18 protein-coding genes and 3 pseudogenes are annotated in these 22,875 nt (G+C 58.8%); 10 read left to right on the top strand and 11 right to left on the bottom strand.

The window, feature by feature from the left end:
- Positions 1-28: 28 nt before the first annotated feature.
- The 8 genes and pseudogenes from ACYZT7_RS12745 to ACYZT7_RS12710 form a co-directional block, all read left to right on the top strand.
- Positions 29-961 (top strand): DUF6708 domain-containing protein, encoded by a 933-nt coding sequence (locus ACYZT7_RS12745; RefSeq protein ID WP_462041277.1) that lies wholly within the window; start codon positions 29-31, stop codon positions 959-961.
- Positions 942-2,494 (top strand): IS3 family transposase gene (locus ACYZT7_RS12740; protein WP_462037356.1). Its coding sequence is split into 2 segments (ribosomal slippage): positions 942-1,404 and positions 1,404-2,494, totalling 1,554 coding nucleotides; the frame shifts between segments, so codons are not numbered across the junction. The genes ACYZT7_RS12745 and ACYZT7_RS12740 overlap by 20 nt, the downstream gene beginning before the upstream one ends.
- 107 nt (positions 2,495-2,601) lie before the next feature.
- Positions 2,602-2,793 carry a hypothetical protein gene (locus tag ACYZT7_RS12735; RefSeq protein WP_462041276.1) on the top strand — a complete coding sequence of 64 codons (192 nt, stop codon included), beginning with the start codon at positions 2,602-2,604 and terminating at the stop codon, positions 2,791-2,793.
- A gap of 59 nt (positions 2,794-2,852) precedes the next feature.
- Positions 2,853-3,032: pseudogene (gene tssD, locus ACYZT7_RS12730) on the top strand (type VI secretion system tube protein TssD); the annotation flags it as partial.
- Positions 3,033-3,163: 131 nt separating this feature from the next.
- Positions 3,164-3,310 (top strand): annotated as a pseudogene (locus ACYZT7_RS12725) (hypothetical protein); the annotation flags it as partial.
- Positions 3,311-3,394: 84 nt separating this feature from the next.
- Positions 3,395-3,754, top strand: coding sequence for an IS66 family insertion sequence element accessory protein TnpB (tnpB, locus tag ACYZT7_RS12720; RefSeq protein WP_225924317.1), 360 nt, complete (start codon positions 3,395-3,397; stop codon positions 3,752-3,754).
- Positions 3,755-3,771: 17 nt separating this feature from the next.
- Positions 3,772-5,316 carry an IS66 family transposase gene (tnpC, locus tag ACYZT7_RS12715; protein WP_462038953.1) on the top strand — a complete coding sequence of 515 codons (1,545 nt, stop codon included), beginning with the start codon at positions 3,772-3,774 and terminating at the stop codon, positions 5,314-5,316.
- Positions 5,317-5,357: 41 nt separating this feature from the next.
- Positions 5,358-5,474, top strand: a pseudogene (locus ACYZT7_RS12710) (DUF6124 family protein); the annotation flags it as partial.
- Between the two features lie 650 nt (positions 5,475-6,124).
- On the opposite strand, the gene ACYZT7_RS12705 reads toward ACYZT7_RS12710, so the two are convergent.
- The 6 genes from ACYZT7_RS12705 to ACYZT7_RS12680 all read right to left on the bottom strand — a co-directional run bounded on the left by ACYZT7_RS12705 (position 6,125) and on the right by ACYZT7_RS12680 (position 12,210).
- A complete protein-coding gene (locus ACYZT7_RS12705; protein ID WP_462041275.1) occupies positions 6,125-6,703 on the bottom strand; it encodes a hypothetical protein in 579 nt (192 codons plus the stop codon).
- A 120-nt stretch (positions 6,704-6,823) separates the two neighbouring features.
- A complete protein-coding gene (locus ACYZT7_RS12700) occupies positions 6,824-7,066 on the bottom strand; it encodes a hypothetical protein (RefSeq protein ID WP_462041274.1) in 243 nt (80 codons plus the stop codon).
- Positions 7,067-7,128: 62 nt separating this feature from the next.
- Positions 7,129-8,193, bottom strand: a complete 1,065-nt coding sequence (locus ACYZT7_RS12695; RefSeq protein ID WP_462041273.1) for a lipocalin-like domain-containing protein — start codon at positions 8,191-8,193, stop codon at positions 7,129-7,131.
- Positions 8,183-10,654 carry an FtsX-like permease family protein gene (locus ACYZT7_RS12690; protein WP_462041779.1) on the bottom strand — a complete coding sequence of 824 codons (2,472 nt, stop codon included), beginning with the start codon at positions 10,652-10,654 and terminating at the stop codon, positions 8,183-8,185. The genes ACYZT7_RS12695 and ACYZT7_RS12690 overlap by 11 nt, the downstream gene beginning before the upstream one ends.
- A 1-nt stretch (position 10,655) precedes the next feature.
- Complete coding sequence (locus ACYZT7_RS12685; protein ID WP_462041272.1) at positions 10,656-11,324, bottom strand: ABC transporter ATP-binding protein; 669 nt, start codon at positions 11,322-11,324, stop codon at positions 10,656-10,658.
- A 79-nt stretch (positions 11,325-11,403) separates the two neighbouring features.
- Positions 11,404-12,210, bottom strand: a complete 807-nt coding sequence (locus tag ACYZT7_RS12680) for a class I SAM-dependent methyltransferase (protein ID WP_462041271.1) — start codon at positions 12,208-12,210, stop codon at positions 11,404-11,406.
- A 179-nt stretch (positions 12,211-12,389) separates the two neighbouring features.
- On the opposite strand from ACYZT7_RS12680, the gene ACYZT7_RS12675 reads away from it, so the two are divergent.
- On the top strand, positions 12,390-12,776 hold the full coding sequence (locus tag ACYZT7_RS12675) for a hypothetical protein (protein ID WP_462041270.1): 387 nt from the start codon (positions 12,390-12,392) through the stop codon (positions 12,774-12,776).
- Positions 12,777-12,778: 2 nt separating this feature from the next.
- On the opposite strand, the gene ACYZT7_RS12670 is transcribed toward ACYZT7_RS12675, so the two are convergent.
- From ACYZT7_RS12670 to ACYZT7_RS12650, 5 genes are all read right to left on the bottom strand, one after another.
- Positions 12,779-14,209, bottom strand: coding sequence for a sigma-54-dependent transcriptional regulator (locus ACYZT7_RS12670; protein WP_462041269.1), 1,431 nt, complete (start codon positions 14,207-14,209; stop codon positions 12,779-12,781).
- The gene (locus ACYZT7_RS12665) at positions 14,178-15,671 is read right to left on the bottom strand and encodes a sensor histidine kinase (RefSeq protein WP_462041268.1); all 1,494 of its coding nucleotides are present in this window, start codon (positions 15,669-15,671) and stop codon (positions 14,178-14,180) included. The genes ACYZT7_RS12670 and ACYZT7_RS12665 overlap by 32 nt, the downstream gene beginning before the upstream one ends.
- A 103-nt stretch (positions 15,672-15,774) precedes the next feature.
- The gene (locus tag ACYZT7_RS12660; RefSeq protein ID WP_462041267.1) at positions 15,775-16,785 is read right to left on the bottom strand and encodes an SCO family protein; all 1,011 of its coding nucleotides are present in this window, start codon (positions 16,783-16,785) and stop codon (positions 15,775-15,777) included.
- A 17-nt stretch (positions 16,786-16,802) separates the two neighbouring features.
- Positions 16,803-19,607 carry a multicopper oxidase domain-containing protein gene (locus ACYZT7_RS12655; RefSeq protein ID WP_462041266.1) on the bottom strand — a complete coding sequence of 935 codons (2,805 nt, stop codon included), beginning with the start codon at positions 19,605-19,607 and terminating at the stop codon, positions 16,803-16,805.
- A gap of 183 nt (positions 19,608-19,790) precedes the next feature.
- On the bottom strand, positions 19,791-21,239 hold the full coding sequence (locus tag ACYZT7_RS12650) for a sensor histidine kinase (RefSeq protein ID WP_462041265.1): 1,449 nt from the start codon (positions 21,237-21,239) through the stop codon (positions 19,791-19,793).
- A 279-nt stretch (positions 21,240-21,518) separates the two neighbouring features.
- Here ACYZT7_RS12650 and ACYZT7_RS12645 point away from each other — a divergent pair, with 279 nt between their 5' ends.
- Positions 21,519-22,865 carry a hypothetical protein gene (locus ACYZT7_RS12645; protein WP_462041264.1) on the top strand — a complete coding sequence of 449 codons (1,347 nt, stop codon included), beginning with the start codon at positions 21,519-21,521 and terminating at the stop codon, positions 22,863-22,865.
- Positions 22,866-22,875: the final 10 nt, after the last annotated feature.

Genomic DNA, 22,875 nt, shown 5'->3' with positions numbered 1-22,875 from the left:
CCGGAGATGCACTTTATGGTTATCCTGCATGACACCTACCTCTCCGCAGTACGACGAGTTCGATATTCGACAGCAGCACCCCGTCGCTGGGGAAACTCGTCGCTTCCCCACAGGCGAAGCATTGTTCCTTTCACCTCTACCTGTTCCTACCGGGCAAATCCCAATGGATCTCGGCGGAAGTTTTGTTGAAGTCAACGACACCTACCTGGACTTGGGTAGCAGCAATCTCACCAAGTCTTTCCAAGCACGATTAGCTGTGTCACTCCCTACAGTCGTAGTCATCGTTTGTCTAGTTGTTCTCCCAACCTTGATGGGCTTCGCAGCATTCATAAATCCATTCGGCAGAAGCTTTTGGTTTTACTTCAACGATTTTTTTGAGTTCGGAATATCACTAGCGCTCTGGTGTGGAGGGGGAGCAGCGCTGATTGGCCTGTACGCGATTATCAGCACCACAAGAAACAAATCCCGCGCCCGCCCCATCCGATTTAACCGTCAACGCCGAGAGGTCTGTTACTTCCCGAATGGCTCCGACGAACCCGTGATCCAGCCTTGGGAAGACACGGTTGCGTGGATCTCAGTCAGCACCGGATTCACCGGAGTAGGCGTAATCAGTAGCTACACCTTTGGCATGGCCATAGATAATCCCAAGGCCGATACTGTGCACTTTCTCACACAGGAGGTCATGACTCCTGTTCATGGACTAGGCAAATGGGAAGCCATACGTGTCTACATGGAAAAAGGACCAGAGTTTTGCCCTGGTAAAGCACCATACGAGGGTCGCCACACTTTCGATCAAGAACGACAGGACATGCACGAGGAATACCAGCACAACGAACGTTCCGCATTAGGAGTTGGTTGGTGGTACCCCCCCGGTGTCAGGATAGTTGTCGCCTCTCCGAATTTTCCTGAAAAAGCATATCGGGGGCGGAAAGAGACTGGTCGTGCCGTACTATTCACCTGAACGCAAAGCCGCATTACTCAAGATGCTGCTTCCCCCGCTGAACCTGACGATGGCCGAGGTTTCCCGGCGTGAAGGGGTTAGCGAAATGTCTTTGTCCAACTGGCGCAAGAAGGTCAGTTCTGAAGGAAGCGCAGTGCCTGAAGACAAGCCACTCCCCGAGAACTGGTCTGCTGAAGCCCGGTTCGCTGTCGTCCTTGAAACCGCCGGTCTGTCGCAGCTCGAACTGGGTGAGTACTGCCGACGAAAAGGTCTGTACCCCGAACACGTCAGCGCCTGGCGCCAAGCCTGTATCACGGGGCAGCAGAGTGTTCAGAACCAACAAAAGGTCGACCGCGAACAATCTCGCAAGGACAAGAAACGTATTCAGCAACTTGAGCGCGAACTGCTGCGTAAAGACAAGGCGCTGGCCGAAACCGCCGCGTTGTTGGTGCTGCGAAAAAAGCTCAACGATTACTGGGGGATCGACAACGAGGACACCTGACCTCTTTGCCGGAACGGCAGTTGTTGGTGGCTTGGTTGATCGAAGCCATCGAGGCCGGTGCTCGAAAAATCAGAGCGTGCCAAGAGGTGGGGCTGTCGCTCAGAACCTTGCAGCGATGGACGCAGAGTGAGGATCTTCAAGCCGATGCCCGCACAACCACCGTGCGGCCCACGCCGCGTAATGCGTTGAGCGAGATCGAACGACAAGCGATCGTGACGCTGTGTAACAGCCCTGCGTATGCCCATTTGCCGCCGAGTCAGATCGTACCGAGGCTGGCTGACGAGGGGCGTTATCTGGCGTCGGAAGCGACGTTTTATCGCATCCTGCGTGCAGCCGGTCAGCAACATCATCGGGGCCGTAGCCAGCGACCCAGACGGCATGCGGCACCGACGACGCATGTCGCCAAAGCGCCCAATCAGGTGTGGTCGTGGGACATCACGTATTTGCCGTCGCCGATACGCGGCAAGTACTACTACCTGTATTTGATCGAAGATATTTACAGCCGCAAGGCCGTGGGCTGGGAAGTTTACGAAGAAGAAAGCGGCGAAAAAGCGGCTGCGCTGCTGCAACGCAGCGTGATCGGCGAGCAGTGTTTACACGAGCCGCTGGTGCTGCACTCGGACAATGGTGCGCCGATGAAATCGCTGACGCTGTTGAGCAAGATGTACGACCTGGGTATCACGCCGTCCCGTGGCCGACCGCGAGTGAGCAACGACAATCCGTACTCGGAGTCGCTGTTTAGAACGCTGAAATATTGCCCGCAATGGCCGCAGGAGGGTTTTGCCAGCTTGGACGCCGCACGCGCGTGGGTGAGAGATTTTATGCGTTGGTACAACAACGAGCACCGGCATAGCCGGATCCGCTTCGTGACACCGACGGAGCGGCATCGAGGGCTGGACCAGCAGATCCTGGCGCGGCGGCATGAACTGTACCAGCGAGCGCGCAAGAAAAGCCCGGAACGTTGGTCAGGCCAGACGCGGAACTGGGAGCCGATAGGAGCGGTGATGCTGAATCCGGATCGGGAGCAGCAGGACGAGAAAAGAGCGGCATAGTTGAACGGTTGACGCGACAACTACCTTGAAAAACGCCGTACCTGACACACCTGATCACTTGGTGGCGTTTTCCGTATTGGGTAGCAGAATGGGACCATCGTTTCAGCATGAAATCTCTACCTGATTCCATTGCTGAGTGGTCCAAACCTCTTCCGCTTGAACAATGGGCCAAGCCAAGCCCAGCACTTAAAGAGCAAAGCTCGAAAATCGAAAAAGCCTTTGCTCTAGGGCAGGATTTTATGACGTACTTCAAGGTAAACCTAAACGAAAGCAAGGCAGAAGAATCAACAAACAACTGAGCTATATAATTGCCAAAAATCAAATAGCCCGATAACCGTCAGGTCAAGTCTGAGCTTTTACAAAACTTGAAGACGCGATCATCGTCGCCATCAACAACAAAATGCACAACTGCCAAGCCCCGTCGAACTCGCACTTCACCCACCTGGAAGACGTGCATTTCACCTACCGCAAAATCACCTGGACCCACGAAGTATCCGGTACTTCGGGTTCCGATGACTGGCGTCAGCCGGTCGCCTGATTCAGGCCGACCGTCTCAAGCATCGGCCAGCTCTGCTGGTCGATGTTGTTTTCGCCCTTCCAGAATTTTGCGTCTGCTGATTCCTTTTTCCGGTATTGGCGAACGCAGCAAGCATGCACGAGGAACAAGGGATGTTCGCGCCGGCCAATCAGACTCACTTTGCCCTGACTATCGAAGGTCTGGACAACGATCTCCAGGTTCTTGCCCTGCAAGGTCGGGAAGCCATCAGCCAGCCTTTTGTGTTTGAGGTGGAGCTGGTCAGTGAACAGCCGTCCCTGGTATCCGCTCCATGAACTCCACATTCCAAGCGGATAGCTGACGGCTGATGCTGTGCTCCCGATTTCCATCAGGAGCCCATCACCATGATGCGTCCCAATGCCAGCGTTGAAAAAGTGTACCTCTACCCGAAGCCTGTAGATTTTCGAAAGTCCATCGACGGCCTGGCTGCATTGGTCGAACTGGACATCAAAGTTGCGGTGTTCGACCCTGTGCTTTTCGTCTTTCTAAATCGCCACCGCAACCGCGTCAAAGTGTTGTACTGGGAGCGCAACGGCTTCTGCCTTTGGCTCAAGCGCCTGGAGTCTGAACGTTTCAAACTTTCCCCTGATGAGGTCGACGAGGCGATCGTGCTGACTGTCCAGGAATTGAACTGGTTACTGGATGGCTTTGATCTCTGGCGCAATCGTCCTCATAAGGTTTTAACGCCAAGATTCGTCGCCTGACGGGTATAATCCCCGGCATGAATTTGATACCCGAAGACCTTCCCGATGATCCTGTTTTGCTCAAGCAAATGTTGCTTGAGGCACTCAGTCGTCAGCAAGTAACGGCTGAGGCATACCAGACTCATATCGTCGATTTGAAAGAACAGATCAAGCTGCTGCGCGACCGTTTGTTCGGTCGAAAATCCGAGCAGACCATCGAGCCCAACACGCCGCAACTGGCGTTGTTCAATGAGCCCGAAAGCGAGCCGATGCTTCCAGTCGGCGACGCTGACGAAGAAGTTGTTGCTTCGACGCCACGTCGCGGCAAACGCAAGCCACTGTCGGCTGATCTGCCACGCTTCGAAGTGACCCACGAACTGCCCGAGCACGAACTGACCTGCGCTTGCGGCTGCCGCAAACACGTCATCGGTGAAGAAACCAGCGAACAGCTGGAGATCGTGCCGATGCAGATTCGCGTACTCAAACACATACGCAAAGTTTACGGTTGCCGCGGTTGTGAAACCGCGCCGGTCACCGCAGACAAACCCGCTCAGATGATCGAAAAGAGCATGGCCAGCCCCAGCGTATTGGCCATGCTCTTAACCACCAAGTACGTCGATGGCCTGCCGTTGCATCGTTTCGAAACCGTGCTGAGTCGCCACGGTGTGGTTATTCCAAGGCAAACACTGGCGCGCTGGGTCATCCAGTGCAGCGAACACTTCCAGCCCTTGCTGAATTTAATGCGCGACCGATTACTGGAAAGTCCGGTCATCCACTGCGATGAAACAAGAGTCCAAGTATTGAAAGAGCCGGATCGAGACCCAACCAGCCAATCGTGGATGTGGGTGCAGGCCAGCGGGCCGCCGGATCGAAAAGTTGTGCTGTTTGACTACACCTCCAGCCGTGCGCAGGAAGTGCCTCTACGCCTGCTGGAAAGTTATCGCGGCTACGTGATGACCGACGACTACGCGGGTTACAACGCGTTGGCGTTGCAGCCAGGTGTTGAGCGGTTGGCGTGCATGGCGCATGCACGACGTAAGTTTGTCGACGCGCAGAAAGTGCAGCCCAAGGGCAAGAGCGGACGTGCCGATATCGCGCTGACGATGATCAACAAGCTGTATGGCATCGAGCGTGAACTCAAGGACGTCAGCGATGAACAGCGATTTATCGGTAGACAAGAAATGAGCCTGCCGATCTTGGCCCAGCTGAAAAGCTGGCTGGATAAAACACAGTCACAGGTGACGCCACAAAGTGTGTTGGGTAAGGCCGTGAATTATCTGGCGAACAACTGGAGTCGGCTGGAGCGCTACGTGGAGGCTGGGTTTTTACCAATCGACAACAACGCCGCCGAAAGAGCGATAAAGCCTTTTGTTATCGGGCGCAAGGCATGGCTGTTTAGTGACACGCCCAAAGGCGCGGCGGCCAGTGCACAGATCTACAGCTTGGTCGAGACCGCCAAGGTCAACGGCCAGGAACCCTATACGTGGCTGCGCCACGTACTGGAGCGGCTGCCGCAAGCGCAGTCGTTGGAAGACTATGAAGCGCTGTTGCCGTGGAACTGCTCGCCAGAGATGCCACGGTAAACGACTGCCTCATCTTGAGGTAGGTGTAGTTCGTGGATCGGTTACTCAGCATCGACTCAGAAACACTCCTAAGCCACACCTGCGAAACCCTCGCCTCGCTTAACGGACTCACCACCGACCTGGCCTGTGAACTCGAAGGTTCGCACCGCAGCCTGGCTGCTATCAATTCAGGCTCAGATTTAAAGGGGGCAAAAAAAAACGGGCGATCTTAAGATCACCCATTTTTTTATATTCCAACCGGCATTTCAAGTCGCACCTAATCAACCGCGTACTTAACCACCACCCGATTCTTATAATGCCGCTCACCCGTTGATAAACGTGATACCGCAACGCCTGATCCCACAATAACTCCCCTTCCAACTGTTGCTAGGCGACATTGAGCTTCAACTGAAAATGGCGATCGGTCGGGTTGACGGGTGGGTCGGCCCACCAGGCGGCAGAAGGAAAAGTATTCTCGGGTGCGATGACGACGCAGTCGATGCTGGCTACCGCGAGATTCAGGGTGATGACTTCGTTGTGCTGCAGGTGTGTATCGCACGTCGAAAAAGGTGTTCGCCCAGTGTAATGGCCTGGCAATCCATGCACCGGTAAAGAGCCCTGACACTGGGCGAACGGGAAGTATTTTAATTGAAGTTTTCGAATATGTCCGCGTCTATGAACATGAAATTTATCGAAACAACATTGATTAAATGTCGGCCTAAATACTATTTAAAGACCACCAAAACTCACCAGTTAGACCATTAAAACTGATTGTTCTTATACAGAAAAGTTGTACAAGAACAATCAATAATAGAGCTAATATTCAACTTCAGTGTTTGCTGGTCACTGTCAATATGTCGGTATAGGTCACAACGACACTCTGTCCAACTTTCAGATCTTTCAATTTCGCTTGAACTTCGGGTCTTACGACGTCAACGGTCTTGGACCGGCCGGCGGGGTTTTCGAAGGTGACCTGGTTTTTCTTCACGTCGATTTTGGTGATTTTCAGTTGGACCTGCACCTGACGGTAGGCTTCGCCGCCCGAGTTGTCGCTGCCGGGAGCTGCGCGGACTTCGCCAGCGCGTTCGACGGTGCCTGGCAGGCCTTTGTCGACATCGGTGTCGAGGTAGGCGGCGACAGCGCTAGTAACCTTGACATCGACTTGGTCGCCGACTTTCAAGTTGCCGAGGTTTTTGGCCTTGTCGGTCAATTGCACATGGACCTGACGACCTTCCGGTCCCTCCAGGACGACCCGGTGATTGGCAGCATCGACCGAGACAACTTTGGTGGTGACCTGATCCGCCTCCACAACGGCAGACAGCGGGATGTCCGCAGCCATGGCGCTAAGGCTGGTGGCAGACAGCAGCGTTGCGAGGGTGATGGCTTTGGTCAGTGCGTGAAGTTTCATAAGCGGTACATTCCCTGTGATTTGGAGGCAGCAACGATCGCTGAACCACCGTCCAGCGCCCTCTGCGCAGATGAGCATAGACGCTGATCAGGGAGTGTTCGCAGTTTCTTGGAGCGCTCCTCAAGCCTCGGGATCGTCAACCTCTTGGGCGACGTTCACGGCAGGCGAATCTTTATTGGATTGATCGGCCTTGGCCTTCAAGGCTTGCCACTGTTCCAGGTCAATGGCGCCCTGCCCCAGCAAGTCGTCGGCCACTCGCAGCAGTTCGGCGTAATGGGCGTCGGGGGATTGTTGCCAGTAGGCCTTGTCTTCAAACAGGCGCTGCCACGAATCAAGGTCAGGCGGTTTCAGGTCTTCACTCATGGCGGGCTCCTGTGAATGGGCTTCTAAAATTAGGAGGCCATCGCTCTGCCGAGAGTTCCGACTCAATACCCGGTCATTTCCAGATAACCCTGCCCACCGTGGCTGCCGCTCAATTGCACCGGTCCTTCCCAATAGGGAATGCGCAAAGCCATCCACGCATTGGGGTTGAGGGCGCTGATCGTGATGTCGAGGTGTTTGTCGGGGATTTTGATCGACCAGCGCACAGGCATCGAGCGTCCGGCGACTTTGGCGGTGTCTTGCGGTGTGAGGCTGATGTCGGCGGCGTTCAGCAACTGTGTCTGGCCCTGAGCGTCGATCCAGGTGCCAGTGAGGTATGGCGCGCCGTCCTTCTGCCGCATGCGGTAGAGCATCACCTGTTCGCCGCTGTCCAGATGCAGGGAAAACCAGTCCCAGCCAGTCTGGTTGGCGGTCAGGGGTTGGCTGCTCCATTCGCGGTCGAGCCAGGCCGGACCGCTGACTTGATACGTTTTTCCGTCGATTTCCAGCGTGCCGCGGGCCTGAAAAAACGGCTGGCTGTAGTAGTACGACGCCTGCCCTTGTTCGGACTTCTGACTGAAGCCTTTGTCTCCCTGAAGCACCAAAGGACGTGTGGAGGTCAGCCGCAGTTTATAGCCAAAATTCTTGTCCCGGGCGCTGAGTTGAAGATCCGCCATAGGGTCGGAGCCCTGACTGCTGAAATGCCAATCATCGATCCACGCGTTGAACGGCGTGAGGCTCACACCAGCCTGGCCAACGCCACCACGGGCGTAACGCTCGGCGGCGTGATGCACTGTCGCCGATGTCACGGCCGCGTGGCCAAGCCAGATAATTTGATTGCTCCAGCCAGACTGCTCGGGCGTAGCTTTCAAGGCGCTGCGAAACAACGTCCACTGCGCGCCAAACTCGCGACCCTGATCGTCCTTGAGGTTGGCGGTGACGTACCACCATTCAATGCGAAAACCGTCATGAGGCCCGTGATCCGCCGGAAAGCTGAACACCCGACCGGGTACTACCGGGGTGAACGCGGCGGCCTGATGACCCAGCCCCGCGAAGCCTTTCTCAACAGGCGCCGAGTTATCGCACCCGCTCAATAACGCCAATAGCAACACGCCGACCTTAATCTTCATGAGCAAACGTCCTCAGCAGATCCGCCGGTTGCGTGCGATACAGCGAATACAGCGGCCACGCCGACGCCAATAAAGTCGCCAACAGCGCCAACCCCATCAACTGCAACAGCTGCAGCGGAAACACCCGCAGCGGCAAGCGCCAGCCGAAGGCCTGAACGTTGATCACCGTGTCCAGGCACCACGCCAGCGCGATCCCCAACGGCAACGCCAGCACCAGGGTCAGCACCGCCAGCAACCAGGTCTGCCCGAGATTGAGCAGCATCAATTGCCGGCGAGTCACGCCGAGCGCCCACAGGGGGGCGAGTTGCCCGAGGCGGCTCTGGCTTTGGGTCAACAGGCTGATGAACAGCGCCACGCCCGCCACACAGAGGGTCAGGCTGTTGAGCGCGGCGGTCGCGGCAAAGGTGCGTTCGAAGACTTGCGTGGACCAACCCTTGAGCCGGGCCTGGTCGACGATGCGGCTGTCCTCCAGCGTGAAGCGGGTTTGCAGCGCGGTCTGGAAGGCAGGGATCAACGTCGGGGCGATGCGCAGGTTGAAACGGCTCGGTGTCAGCTGCGGCCAGCCGCGCAGCAGATGGTTGACGTTGACCAGAATGTGGCCCTTGGGATTGCCGTAGTCGGCGTAAATGCCGACGATCCGTGGCGACCATATGCCGTTCGGTGTGGCAATCGTCAGGTGATCACCAAGGCGCACCTTCAGCCGACGGGCCAGTTGTTCGCTGAGCATCAGTGCGTCGTCCTTGGCCAGTCGGTCCCAAGGGTTGTCGCCCAAGCCTTCCAAGAGTGGCCAATGCTGGCGATACGTCGGGTGATCGATCACGCCGAAGACGTCCGCCGGCCAGCCTTGCAACTGGATCGACACTTGCCAGTTGGGCAGCACCGCCGTGAGTCCGGGTTGCTGCTTGAGCCAGGTTTGCAGCTCCCTGGCCTGGGCCGGATTTCGCGGATTAACGTACAGCTCGGCGGTCAAGCGTTGTTCGAGCCAATCGCTGAAGGTCTGACGAAAACCGGCCGTCATGCTCCCCGCACCAATGTTCGCCGCCAATGCCAACAACAGCGCCATCAGCGCCAGGCTCAGGGCCGGCAGTTGCTGACGGCAGTCGGCGAGAAACCATTGGCCGAGCACCGAACGACTGCGATGCAGCACCCGGTTCAACACCCAGTTGAGCACCACCGGCAACGCCAGCGCAGCGCCGATCAACAGTGCCGCCATCAGCACGAAGCCACTGCTCAGGCTGTCGCCAAAGATCAACGCCAGCAGCGCGACCACCGCGGCAATCACGGCGACCCAACCCTGGCGCCGCAACCAGCGCGCGTGAGCCTGATGCCAGGCTTGCGGATCGGCCAGGGCCAGCAAAGGCAGACGCGCTGCCCGCAACAAACTGTTGGCACCGGCCAACAACGCACCGAACAGGCTCAGGCCGACGCCGCTGAGCCACCACCACGGACTGAGGCTCAACTGCCCCGCCACTTCGGCGCCGTACAACCCGCGCAGACTGGCGGCGACGTCCGGCAACAGCACACTGGCCAGCAGGTAGCCGCTGGCGACCCCGGCCAGTCCGCCGATCAACGCCAAGCCACCCAGTTCAACTGCCAGACAGCTAATGAGCATTCGCGCACTGACGCCACAGGCACGCAGGGTTCTGAGCAAGCCACGGCGTTGTTCCAGCGCCAGGCCGATCGCGGCGTGGACGATGAACAGGCCGACCACGAATGACAGAAAACCCAGAGCGTCGAGGTTCAAATGAAAACTCTCGGTCAGGCGCGACAAATTGTTCTCTTCGTCGCTGGTCTTGAACTGCAGTTGTCCCTTGAATTGATCAGGCAGGGTCGCGGAGAAATCCTTCGGCAGCAGCAGGCGTGACAGTTGATCCGGCAGGCCGAGAATCTGCTGGGCGAAGCCGATGTCCACCAGCAACACACCGGGGGCCATATCGGACTGCGCATGCAGCGGCGGCAATGCCTGACCACTCAAAGTCACCGGGCGTTCGCCCTCGTGCAGACCCAGTGCCTGTAACGTCTGCGGCGCAATCCAGGTACTGCCCGGCGGGCTGAAAAACTCGACAATCTGCTCAATCGCCAACGCCTGCCCGGCCACTGCGGAGCCGGCGGGCAGCGACACCGGCTCGATCCCCATCAGTTGCAAGCGCTGCTCGTCATGGCCCTTGAGCGTCACCCGGCCTTGCAGGACCGGCGACACCGGCCAGCCCGCACGGCGCAGGTCGACAAACACGTGCTGGGAAAAAGTTGCGCCACTGGGCGCACTGAGGCTGGCCTGGGGTTCGCCGCCAATCAGCTGACTGGCCCGGGCATAACTTTCACGCGCCTGGCTGTTCAGCGCCTGCACGCCGGTCAGCAGGCTGGTGGCGAGCCAGAGCCCGGTCAGCACACTGAAAAACTGCACCGGATGCTGCCGCCAATGACTGAGCAGCGCCCGCAGCGTCTCGCGAAAGACCCGCACCTCAGCGCTCGTCCGCGCCAGCCAGACGGCCACCGTGGAGCACCACTTTTTCTGCCATTCGCGCGGCAACCCGTGGGCTGTGAGTGACCATTAATAAAGTGGTGGGACTGTCGTCGAGCAACTCCAGTAATAGCTTCAAGACCTCATCGCTGGTGGCTTCATCGAGGCTGCCGGTCGGTTCGTCGGCCAGCAGCAGTTTTGGCCGGGACGCCAAGGCCCGGCCCAAAGCGACCCGTTGCTGCTGGCCGCCGGACAGCTGTTCCGGATAACGCCGCAGCAAATCCCCCAATCCCAGACGTTGCACCAGATGCGCCTGCCAGCGCGGATCATGCCGTCCCGCCAATCGCGCCTGGAATGCCAGATTATCCTCCACGCGCAAACTGCCGATCAGGTTGAACTGCTGAAACACCAGGCCGATTTCGGTCCGCCGCCAGTTCGCCAGTTGCCCTTCGCTCATCTGTTCCAGCCGATGTTCGCCGCTGCGGATGCTGCCGCGATCGACCTTGTCCAGCCCGGCAATCAAGTGCAGCAAAGTGCTTTTACCGCTGCCTGATTCGCCCATCAGCGCCAGGCTGCTGCCGGGTTTCAAGGTGAGGTCGACACCTTGCAGAACCGGTAATGGGCCCTGGGGAGTGGCGTAGCTTTTGAAGACGCCTTGGACCGTAAGCATGGGGAAAACCGTTCGATGTGCGTGGAGCAAGGATAGCGGACGGCAGCGGCACCGCGTTATCGATGCAGGCGATGCGGTTTTAGATCTTCACCGCCACCCACGTAAAACACAACGGCAGCTGCGCCGTTTGCTGCTCATACCGATCATAGAGTGCCTCGCGGTTGGAATGTGGGTACTCCTTGAAGTGGCTGACCTGCAATCCGGCGTCGATCGCCCCAGTGAAGATGGCGCCCAGGGTGTGGACAAACCAGTAGGACGAAGGCGCCTGCTGGTCGACTTTGCCTTCGTAGACGATCGGCTGATTCTGCACGAAGGGTTCACTGCGAAAGTACGAGCTGTCCGGCCGATACGGATCGGCTGACTCGGGGTCGAACATTTCCAGGAAAGGGTGGGTTTCGTACACCACCAGGCTGCCGCCGGGCTTGAGGGTTTGTGTGACATGGCGGAAGAATTCGGCGATGTCCGGCATCCAGTTCAACACGCCAATGGTGATCAGCGCCACGTCGAAACGGCTGTGTAGCTCAAGCGGCAGATGATGAATATCAGCCTCGATGAACTCAGGCGCATGGGGCGAGCGTGACGCCAGTTCCCGCGCCTGATCGAGGAAGGCCTCGGACTGGTCGACGCCCACGACGCTGTGGGCCCCCAACGCAAACAGCGAGATACTTTCACGCCCGTTGTTGCAGCCCAATTGGACGACGTCCTTGCCGTCGACACCCACTTGCTCCAGCAAACCGCGGAGGGTGTCGTCCAGGCAGCAAAAATCCCCATAACCAACAGCTGTCAAACGGGCCTGCCATTCAGGGGTGTCTTTATGGTGTCGGGCGGAGTCATTCCAGGCATCGCGGTTGCTGGCGATGGCCTTTTCCTTTGACGGCATTTCCATTGCACGCTCCAGACTGGGGTCTTGATTGACCGGCACGAGTCTAGATCAGGGTTTTGAAAAATCCCATTGAGTCTTTGTTGAAATCTTGTAATCCAGGCATCGCGAACGCGTCCCCGTACGGCAGCTATAGTTAATGACCTTGGGGAAATGCGGGGAAAACCGATTTCGCAGGTGTCGCCATGAAAAAAACCGATTTGACGCTATTGTTCGCCCTCTGCCTGACCGCCACAACCGGGGCTCACGCGGACGACAGGCTGCCCCCCACTAGCGATTACAGCAGTGAGTTCAACTATTACGGGGACGACCAACCCTTTGCTCACCCCGTACCTCCGTCCCTGAGCACGGTGCCCCCCGGGTCGTACATCCCGACAGCGCCTCAGGACTTCATCCCCATTTCGAGCCAGCATGAGTTCTACGACTCAAGATTGCCGACGGTAGCGGATGCCACTGTGCGCGTGTTCATCCGCTCTTACGATCAGGAACGCGGTGTCTACGCGAACGAAGAAGTGCTCGACCCCACGTGCCTGCTCGCGTGCCTCAGCCGTCAGGGGCCAGTGATGCAATAGGCCTACCACTGGCGTTTGTCCGGGCGCGCGAGGCCGAGTTTTTCGATCCGGTAACGCAACATGTCGCGGCTCAGGCCCAACAGTCGTGCGGACTTGGTGACGTTCCAGTCGGTCTTGTCGAGCATCTTGCGCACCATGTCGCGCTCCACTTCCGGCAGGTTCATGGACTCGGTGCCGTTGTAGGCCGGACGCGGCTCGCTGTGTTGCGGCTCTTGTTGAAACATCAGCGGCTCATCCACCAGGCTCAGGCACACATTCAACTGATGCGCGGCGATGGTGTCGCTCTGGGCCAGCAGCACGGTTTGCTCAAGCATGTTGCGCAACTCGCGCACATTGCCAGGCCAGCTGTAACTGAGCATCAACGCTTCGGCCTGGTCGCTGAAATGCAGGTGCGGCTTGCCATAACGTTTGCCGTGGATCGCGAGGAAATGCCGGGCCAGCAACAGGATGTCTTCGCCGCGGGCATACAGGCGCGGCACCTTGATCGAGATGATCCGCAAACGGAAGAACAGGTCGCGACGGAACTTGCCCTGCTGGACCATTTGTTCGAGGTTGCAGTTGGTGGCGCTGATTACCCGCAAATCGACCTTGCGCTCCTTCACCGAGCCAACCCGGCGGATGGTCCGGTCCTCCAGCAGCTTCAGCAATTTGGCTTGCAGCAACAGGTCCATCTCGCCGACTTCATCGAGAAACAGCGTTCCGCCATCGGCCGCTTCCACCAGCCCGACGCGGCGGTCCTTGGCGTCGGTGAAGGCGCCCTTCTCATGGCCGAACAGTTCCGACTCCACCAGGTTGGACGGAATCGAGGCGCAGTTGAATTCGATGAACGGGCCTTTGGCGCGCGGGCCATCGAAGTGCAGCGCCCGGGCCACCAGTTCCTTGCCGGTGCCGGTCTCGCCTTCCACCAACACCGGCGGCAGATCGGTATTGGCCATGCGCCGTTCGGCGTCGAGTAGCTGGCCAATGGTGCTTTTGAGGTACTGCATCGGTGCCGATTCGCCAATCAATGCCTGCACCCCTGACTTCTGCGCTTCGCGCTCCTGATAGAACGACAGCGTGCGTTCCATTCGGTCGGTGGCCAGGGCCTTCTCCAGCAGCAGCTTGAGCTCCGGCAAAGCCACCGGTTTGGTGACGTAATGGAAAGCGCCCTCTTTCATCGCCACCACGGCGTCTTCGACGTTGCCGTAGCCGGTCATCATGATCACTTTCAGATCCGGCGCGCTGATGCGCAGCTTCTGGATCAGGTCGTGACCGCTCATGCCTGGCAGCGAGTTATCGGTCAGCACCACGTCAGGGACGAAAGTGCCCAATTGCTTCAGTGCATCCTCCGCCGAGTGGCAGACCGTCACCTCGAAGTCCTTGCGTTCCAGGTAGGTCTGAATATTCTCGGCGAGGAGTTCGTCATCCTCGACCAGCAGAATGCTGTGCTCCATATACCCCTCCCGTTGCCACTTTAAAATTGAGACAGACGCGGGTTCCTTCCTGCTCGCGGCTGGTCAATTCGACCGAGCCCTCGAAACGCTCCATTATTCTTTTGACCAGGGCCAGGCCCACGCCCAACCCTCCTTGTTTGGTGGTGAAAAACGGCTTGAAGGCCATTTGTTGTTGCTGTGGGTTCATGCCCTTGCCGGTATCGCTCAGGGTCATGCGCACCATCCCGGGCTGCGGCGTTTCGATATCGATACTCAGCACGCCGCCCTTGGGCATGGCTTCCAGGGCATTGGAAAACAGGCTATTAAGAATTTGCGTGAGCAGCACCTGTTGGCTGACGACCGGCGGACAACTGCGAGGCGTGAAACGCACGTCGACGTCGGAGCGTTTAATCAGCGCGTCGAACGCACTCAGCGTGTCGTCGATGACCAGCACCAGGTCTACCGTTTCGTAGTCGTCGTTCATGGGTCGCAATGACACCAGCAACTCGCGAACCCAGCGCGACATGCGATCGACCTGACTGATGATGTCGCCGATGTTCTTCTGCGCGTTCTGGCTGGCGATTTCCTGAGCCAGTTCGGCGCTGGAACGAATGTTGGCCAACGGGTTACGCAAGCTGTGAGCCACTGCCGAGGACATTTCCCCCAGCGCCACAAAGGTCTCATTGTTGATCAGTTGTTTTTGCTGGCTCTGCAGCAGCCTTGCCGCACGCCGCACAATCCAGAACAGCCCGAGGTAGATGGCCAGACCGCCGAGCAAGGTTGCCAGCCAGATCGACCTGAAACCGCGCTGGATACGTTCCACCAGGTCCACGGGTTCCTTGTAGATCTCCACCATGGCGATCACTTTGCTCTTGTCGGCATTGAACATCGGGATGTAGGTCTCGATGAACAGGTATTCAGGCTCACGAAGCAGCCTTTGCTCGGGACGCTCCTCATCGATTTCGTGATAGCTGGTGGACACCGGTTCCTTCATTTCGAAAGATTCGTCCAGTTCTTGGTCATCTTTGATGCGCACGCCAATCAGCTCCGGATTGGTCGACCAGACCACGGTGCGATCCAGGGCGTACACCGTGGCCAACAGAATGTCCGGCAGATGCTCCACATGATCGAGAAACTCGATGCGCGAAGCCGCGCGGGATCCTGGATTCACGTCGGGATAGGCGTTGTCCTGGCGCGGGTCGAGCATTTCACCCATGGTTCTGTTCGGGGCAATCGAGGCATGGCGAATTTCGGCATCACCAATGGACTGGATGAACTGCGCGGTCAGCATTGAATCGCGCTCGATGCTCTCCTCGACCACGAAGCGCGTGGAAATGTAGCCCAACCCCAGCGCCACAGCAGCGATGATGAAAAAGCTGGCCAGGGAAAACCAGCGCAGCAAATTGAACTGTCCTCGCCAGTCCTTGCCGACTGCTGCCGACGTAACCGGCGCAGGTATTTTTTGTTGTCCTGATATCTGCATAGGACCTTCCCGGATGCCTTGCATCAAGCCTTTTCAGCCGTGTTTCGGATCAGTGTAGGTGGCATTGGTCGAGACTGACGGCGCCAATGATAGTATTTCGCCGCTATTGCGCTTGCGCTGCCTGTAGCGGTTGCTGACGATCGGTTTCTTCTTGCAAAAATCCAATAATTGACTGCGCTGCGTTCTCATCCAGTCGCAGGTTGGGCATGGGGATTTTGTCGAAACGTTCAAACAGTTCCATCGCGATCGGGTCTTTTTCCGCCAGCATGCGGTCCGGCTCGCGAATCCAGCGACTCAGCCATGCCGGATCACGCTGGCGAGTGACGCCGATCAGGTCCGGGCCGATGCTGCGCATGCCGATGCCCTGCCCGTCCATCGGACCCAGGCTGTGGCACGACGCGCAACGGGTGCGAAACAGTTCTTCGCCATTGCTGGGTGGGCGAATCTCGGGCGCATTCGCGTAGTTTTCTTCAACGCTGGGCTGCTTCCAGTTCTGCAGCGTGTTGGCCAACTGATCGGCCAGGATCCACGGATTTTCGAAAGGTGAAGCTTTCATCCAGCGGCCTGTGGTCTGGTTGCCGACGATCAGGCTCAGGTTGTGGTCCTTGCTGCGGCCGTTATCGACGCCTTCGATGAACAGCCCGAGTTTTTTGCGCAGGTCGGTAACGGCCTCGAACTCCCCGGTGAGGAACTGCCAGCCTGGCCCGACCTTGAAGCGCTGCGCATAGGCTTTGAGTACTTGCGGTGTATCGCTCAACGGGTCGATGCTGATCGAGTAGAAAAAGATGTCTTGGCCGACCCGGTCCCCCAGCAACTGTTGCACCTGGCGCAGGCGCGCGGTTTCCAGCGGACAGGAGTCGCTGCACGTGGTGAAGATGAAGTTGATCACCACCACTTTGCCCTTGATCAGGTCATCGAAAAAACGCACCTGCCGACCGTCCTGATCGGTCAGCAAGGTGTTGGGGAAGTAATCGCCACCCCAGGGTGTCGCCGATTCCGTCGGCGACGGTGCACCTTCATGAGCGAGCAGCACCCAAGCGGCCAGCACACAGGTAACCAGCAGCAAAATCAGGTGCATGCCCAGGGCGCGGGAGCGCGGCGTACGTGATGTCATGTCGGCTCCCCTGCGGATCATGGTGTGACCTCTGCTTTGGTGCCGTGGCCGTCGCCGGTGCGGAAGGTTGGCAGCGCGGCGGAGTTCACGTAGCGCACACCATCCCAACTTGGCAGCGGTGTCGGCATCAGCTGGAATTGCCCGGGTTTCTCAACGTCCCAGCGCAGCAGCATCGAGTTGTCCTCATGCTGAGTGTTGTGACAGTGCTCCATGTACGTCCCGGCGAATTCGCGGAAGTGAATCGCGATCTCGACGTTGTCCAGGCCATCCTTTTCCGGGCCGATGCGGTACACGTCCTTGCGTGCCCATTTTTCCCATTCCGGTGGTGCCTTGCCGCCGCGACTGAGAATGATCCCCTCCTCGAAGTGCACATGCACCGGGTGGCTCCAGCCTGTATCGCTGCCCTTGATGTGCCACACTTCCAGCGTGCCGAAACCCGTGACGCCGGCGTCGGTCGGACCGCTGGCCAGTTTGGTCGAGACGCTCAGCCGGCGCGGGTCCATGCGAAACCCGAAACCGCCGTCGGTCTTGATCGTCCAGGGCGCTTCATCGGTGCCATCGGAACGGCCGAAGGTAAAGGTGCGGTGGCGGGCTTTGGCCAGCAGCGCCTTGTCGGCAGCATTGTCGCGGTGAATCTTCAGCGGGATCATCACCAGGCCTTCAGCCTTGCCCGGTTTGGCCGGTTCATAAGCGGCCGGGTCCATGGCCAGGTCCTGACCGGTGTAAGCCTTGACGTTGAGTTGCAACACCTTGCCTACCGCCGGATCACCGTTCTCCCACTTCGGCCCCTTGCTGGTTTGCTTGAGGATCGCCCGGTATTTCTCGGACAGCACGTCAGCCAGGGAGACGGGTTCTTCCGGGCTCTTGCCGTCTTCGTGCACCAGCAGGTTGACGAAGAACAGCTTGTCGCCCGGTTTGACCCCGTTTTTCGAGAAGTTGACGATGATGTCGAAACGCTCGGCGATGCCCAGGGTTGGCAGGATCGCGTTGTGGTTCTGTTTATCACCGTCGGCATCCAGGTCCATGCTGCCGTCGAACGGCACGCTGTGTTCCATGATATTGCCGTCGTTGGCAATCATGTGGAACGGCACCCGGGCATACGACACGCCCGACCCGGCAGGCCCTTGGAACTCGCCGCTGGTGCCCTTGATCTCGCGCACCAGCGCCATTTTGAAGTAGCGCGACACTGAGCCATTGAGCATGCGCAAGCGATAGCTGCGGGCGCGCACGTCCAGGGTCGGTTTCCACTTCCAGTTGACCAGCACCTGGTCACCGAGGAAGCCGTCAGTGTTGAAGGGGTTGAACCACAGTTGACCGTTCTTGTCCCACGCCTTGTCGGCAAACATCAGGTTGACGTCGTAGTCGCGGTTACCCCAGGGCAAGGCGCTGCCGCTGGGGAGGCGCAGGTTGACGCCGTCATTCACCGATTCATTGCCGCGGTCGAGGGCGCTATAGTAGTTCATCATCGCCGCGTTGCCCTTGTAGACGTTCTGCGCGGTGAAATCGAGCATGTGGTCGTGGAACCAGTGGGTGCTCATGGTTTCGCGCCAGTCGCCGCGGACCTTGATCATGCCGTTGTCGCAGGTCTTGCGGCTGGGGGTGAGGTCGTTGGTCCACAGGGTTTCGCCCGCCGCGCACGGAAATGCTGCACGCGGGTCTTCAGCCTTGGTGTTGATACTGTCGTAGCCGGCCAACTGGATCGGCCAGCGATAGTCGTAAAACTGCCCGGGGAAGAAAAACGCGTTGGCAAAACCGTCGCTTTCCGCGGGTGCGTGACCGTTGTGTTCGTGGGTGGAGATGGTGTGCAGGCCAAACCCCATGTTTGCCGACGGGTCGATCGGCAAGCCATTGTAATGGCGCATCAACACCGGTTGTCCGTACCGAACCATGAGCAATTTGGGCGGCAGGGTGCCGTCGAAGGTCCATACCGAGTTGTGTTTCTGCACCGGCATTTTGGGGTGAAAACGCGGTTCAACGCCTTTGGAGGTGCCTGCGGTCGCCGGCACGCCCGCCACATTGTAATAGAGGCCACTGGGGCCAAACTCACCCAAGGCATAGCGGTGCATCTGCCGACTGTCACGCAAGCCGGTGTTCACCCGTGCGCCGGTTTGCACGGTCTTGTAGGCCACCTGCGGGTAAAACTCGTTCCAGCGCTGGTGCGACCAGCCTTTCCCTGGCGGCCGGCCTTCCGCCGACGAGCCGATACGGCGGTTGAGGAAAAACTCAATCTGCTTCTGCCAAGGGTTGCGGTCGACCACGTTGGAATAATGGCTGGGGAACGGAGTCAAGCCTGGTTGACGCAAGAACGCGTCGAGCGCCGCACTCGGCGGAGCGCTGCGTGCGACGCTGGTGGGATCTTGTTGCGGCAGCGGGCCGATGGCGGCGGGTGGAAACGGCAACAGTGCCGCCGGTGTCGTGGGGTCGAGTTTTTCCAGACCGAATTCTTCGAACAGCGCCATTTGCTGAGTGAACGGCAGCGCACCGTACAGTGGGCTGGGTTTTCCGTTAGTAGGGTAATTGAAACTGGTCTGCAGCGCTGGCGGCAGGATGTTTTCCTGGCGCGGGGTGTTTCGGCTGCCTTTGACGCCACCCGGCAAGTCGAAGGAATCCAGGTTAGCCGGGGGCATGGTCAAAATGGCGTTCAAGGCGCCTGCTTTGTCAGCCGGTTCGTCGTAATACGCTGAAGGGTCGGACGGTTCGGGCTGTCGCTCATCGTCGATCGGGCTGGCATGTAGAGTCGCTGTGCCCAGCGTCATAGACAGAAGGACGCTTACACGCGTCAGGTCGAACCATTTGAGGGGATACCGCGCTTTTCTGTCCATTACCAGCCGCCTCGAAGTCGTGAAGGGGTAATGGGGCTTGTGCAAGGAACTCGCCAGATTTGTAACGGTTTTTTACGAAAGCATTAAGACTAATAAAACAATGGCTTATCAACATCAATTTGCCATGACCGGGGAAACGACTGGGGAATGGCACCCGCTAACGGGGAAAGTTCACCCCCGTTTTCAGGGGACCAAATTGAACGACAGACGGACACTCGTGCCCTCGCCTTCACGGCTTTCCAGGGTCACCGTACCGCCGAACCGTTCCATGATCCGCTTGACCAGTACCAACCCAACACCGAGCCCGCCTTGCTTGGTGGTGAAAAACGGCCGGAAGGCCATGCTGCGCTGTTCTTCGTTCATGCCTTTGCCGGTGTCGCTCACCACCACGCTGATGCCATGGGAATCGGTCGGCTCCAGCGTGATGGTCAACGCGCCGCCCTTGTCCATGGCTTCCAGTGCATTGGCCAGCAAACTGTTGAGGATCTGCGTCAACTGCACCTGCTGGCTCAGGACCATCGGCGTCAGCTGCGGGTCGAACACCACGTGGACCGAGGCTTTTTCGATTTGGTGCTCGAAAGCCATCAGACTGTCATGCAGCGCCGCCACCAGATTCACAGGCTCAGCCTCGTCGTTGAGCGGGCGCAAGGATTGCAGCAGCTCCCTCACCCACTTCGACATGCGATCCACCTGGCCGATGATGTCGTTGATGTTCTTGTGGGCCGGGCCGCTGTCGAACTCCAGCGCCAGTTCGGCACTGGAGCGGATGGTCGCCAGCGGATTACGCAAACTGTGGGCCACCGCCGACGACATCTCGCCCAGGGCGACAAAGGTTTCGTTGGTGATCAGTTGCTTTTGTTGCGCCGCCAGCAAAATCGCCGCCCGGCGCACGATCCAGTACAGCCCCAGATAAATCAGCCCGCCGCCCAGCGCAGTGGCCAGCCAGATCAGGACCAGACCGCGCTCCATGCGGCTGATCAGGTCCTTGGGTTCCTTGTAGATCTCGACCATCGCCGTGACTTTGTCGCCGTCGGCATCGAACAGCGGAATGTAGTTCTCGATAAAGATGTATTCCGGGGGCGTCACGAACTTCTGCTCCATGCGGCTCTCGTCCACATCGTGATAACTGGCCGACACAGGAGTCTTGGAGGAAAAGGCTTCATGCAGGTCTTCGTCGGCATGGATCGTGGTGCCCATTAACGCCGGGTTGGTCGACCAGATCACCATGCGGTCGGGGGCGTAGATGTTCGCCAGGATCACGTCCGGCAAGTGCTGGATATGGTCGAGGAATTCGCCCCGGGCATCGGCTCGGGCCAGCGGGTCGACGTCGGGAAAGTCCTTGTCTTTGCGCGGATCGAGCAGTTCACCCATGGTCCGCACGTTAGGAATCGACACATGACGCACCTCGGCCGAGGCAATCGCCTGAATGAACTGGGACGTCAACAACGCATCACGCTGCACGCTTTCGGTAATCACAAACCGCGTGGACACCGATCCCAACGCCACCGCCACTGTGCCAATCACCGCCAGGCTGATGACCGAAAACCAGCGCAGTAAATTGAACGGTGGCTTGCGCGCGCTCAGGCGAACATCACCCTCCTCGTACTGGAGTGTTCTAGTTGGCATGTCCATGGACGTGTTCCCGACGATTCCCCTATAGGGTTATAGCGCACTCATGGCCGTTTGCCCGACGTTGGGTCTTGTCCCCCCACTTCTTCCTTATCCCCATCTACCCCCAATGCTGGGGACAGTGGCCCGCTCCCAAAACTCGCGGTCTGACGCTGTTTGTGCATGACACGCCCATGGCTCGGGCCTCTGCCGGCCGTTTTAGCCGGTTGGTATGGAAGTTGCCGAACGACCTCTCAACTGACCCGTCTCCCTGGGCAGGCATTTTGATAGAGGGCTTAACTCATGCACCCTTTACTGTCCAAAACCGCGGCCGCCCTGGTCGTTAGCGCACTGGCCCAAGGCGTCGCTCAAGCGGCGCTTTATGCCGTCGACCCCGGCCCCTATGTACCCGCCAACGGCTCGTTCGCCGCCTGGTATCAGGACACTCACGGTCGAACCCTCGATCTTTGCCTGTCCAAGGCCGTCAGCTCACGGGTCCCCGGTGCGCCGGGCGCTCCTTCGTACATGTGCACGCTGCTGCCGACACCCGGGGTATTCGACGACGCGCAACCGATCGTCTTCCCGACCAACTTCCCCGACGAAGCATTCTGGTTCACCGCCGATGGCGCGATCGTCGATGCCGCCAGGGGGATCGACCTGGGGTATGTCAGCGCTATCGAAGCCGCCTTCGCTGCCGAAGAACCGATTGAAGGTGACCAAGTCAGCTTCGCCCGCGTGCGCATTCGCGTCGACGTGCCCACCGCCGGCACCTACGTCATCACCCACCCCTACGGCGTCGATGTCTTCAACGTCGATACCCCCGGGCGGCGGGCGATCAACATGACCCGGGACATTGGCATCGGCGTGCCGAAAACCTACGACGGTGCCCTTAAGGGCGACGTCGGGCCGTTCCTGCGCAGCGTCAACGGACCCTACACCGAAACCAATCCGGTGACCGGCGCGGCCGAACAGTTCATCGGCGACCCGAACCTCCCGGAAGCCGTCACCGGCAGTCCGTTCAACACCAACTTCATCCGCATCGAAGGGCCCAATGGCCTGGACCTGCGTACGACCGTCTTCGCCATCTCCGGCAAGTTGTCGACCCTGGTCCGGCCGACACCGATGATCACCCAGCGCAGCACTTACTCGCGCAAGGCGGGTGAAAGCGCGCCGGTGGCCCAGCAAGACGTGTTCGTCATGGCCCCACCACCACCGGCCATCGTGACGCTGGACAGCAACAGTCCGGCACTGCACCTGACCGAAGCCGACACCACCGGCAACTGGTACGCGCAATCCTCGGCCAACCCGACCTTGCCGAGCACCTTGCAGGTGACTGCCGACAACCACCTGGCCGTCCCCAGCAGCACACCGACGACCTTGTCCATGGTCCTGACCGACCTGGTGATGATCCAGCGTGCCGAGTACAGCCTGAGCTCCGGGCAACTGACGCTCGTGGCTTCGACCAGCGATGAAACGTCGCCGCCGGTGCTCACCGCCACCTCTGGCTCCGGTGCCGCCATCGGCGCCCTCAGTGGCGACGGCGCGGTGAAAACCCTGGCCACCGGCATCTCGCCGATTCCACCGACCAAGGTTCGGGTGACGTCATCCAATGGCGGCAGCGATACCGAAGAAGTGGTCATCGTGCAATGAACGCTCACAT

It is taken from the genome of Pseudomonas sp. RT4P38, assembly GCF_054897765.1.
Note: the sequence above shows the minus strand (reverse complement) of the source record. Positions and strands in the feature narration are given on the sequence as shown.

Coding starts and splice junctions, on each gene's coding strand:
- ACYZT7_RS12745 (WP_462041277.1), top strand. CDS start 29: ATGACACCTACCTCTCCGCAGTACGACGAGTTCGATATTCGACAGCAG.
- ACYZT7_RS12735 (WP_462041276.1), top strand. CDS start 2,602: ATGAAATCTCTACCTGATTCCATTGCTGAGTGGTCCAAACCTCTTCCG.
- tnpB (WP_225924317.1), top strand. CDS start 3,395: ATGATGCGTCCCAATGCCAGCGTTGAAAAAGTGTACCTCTACCCGAAG.
- tnpC (WP_462038953.1), top strand. CDS start 3,772: ATGAATTTGATACCCGAAGACCTTCCCGATGATCCTGTTTTGCTCAAG.
- ACYZT7_RS12705 (WP_462041275.1), bottom strand. CDS start 6,703: ATGAAACTTCACGCACTGACCAAAGCCATCACCCTCGCAACGCTGCTG.
- ACYZT7_RS12700 (WP_462041274.1), bottom strand. CDS start 7,066: ATGAGTGAAGACCTGAAACCGCCTGACCTTGATTCGTGGCAGCGCCTG.
- ACYZT7_RS12695 (WP_462041273.1), bottom strand. CDS start 8,193: ATGAAGATTAAGGTCGGCGTGTTGCTATTGGCGTTATTGAGCGGGTGC.
- ACYZT7_RS12685 (WP_462041272.1), bottom strand. CDS start 11,324: ATGCTTACGGTCCAAGGCGTCTTCAAAAGCTACGCCACTCCCCAGGGC.
- ACYZT7_RS12680 (WP_462041271.1), bottom strand. CDS start 12,210: ATGGAAATGCCGTCAAAGGAAAAGGCCATCGCCAGCAACCGCGATGCC.
- ACYZT7_RS12675 (WP_462041270.1), top strand. CDS start 12,390: ATGAAAAAAACCGATTTGACGCTATTGTTCGCCCTCTGCCTGACCGCC.
- ACYZT7_RS12670 (WP_462041269.1), bottom strand. CDS start 14,209: ATGGAGCACAGCATTCTGCTGGTCGAGGATGACGAACTCCTCGCCGAG.
- ACYZT7_RS12665 (WP_462041268.1), bottom strand. CDS start 15,671: ATGCAGATATCAGGACAACAAAAAATACCTGCGCCGGTTACGTCGGCA.
- ACYZT7_RS12660 (WP_462041267.1), bottom strand. CDS start 16,785: ATGACATCACGTACGCCGCGCTCCCGCGCCCTGGGCATGCACCTGATT.
- ACYZT7_RS12655 (WP_462041266.1), bottom strand. CDS start 19,607: ATGGACAGAAAAGCGCGGTATCCCCTCAAATGGTTCGACCTGACGCGT.
- ACYZT7_RS12650 (WP_462041265.1), bottom strand. CDS start 21,239: ATGGACATGCCAACTAGAACACTCCAGTACGAGGAGGGTGATGTTCGC.
- ACYZT7_RS12645 (WP_462041264.1), top strand. CDS start 21,519: ATGCACCCTTTACTGTCCAAAACCGCGGCCGCCCTGGTCGTTAGCGCA.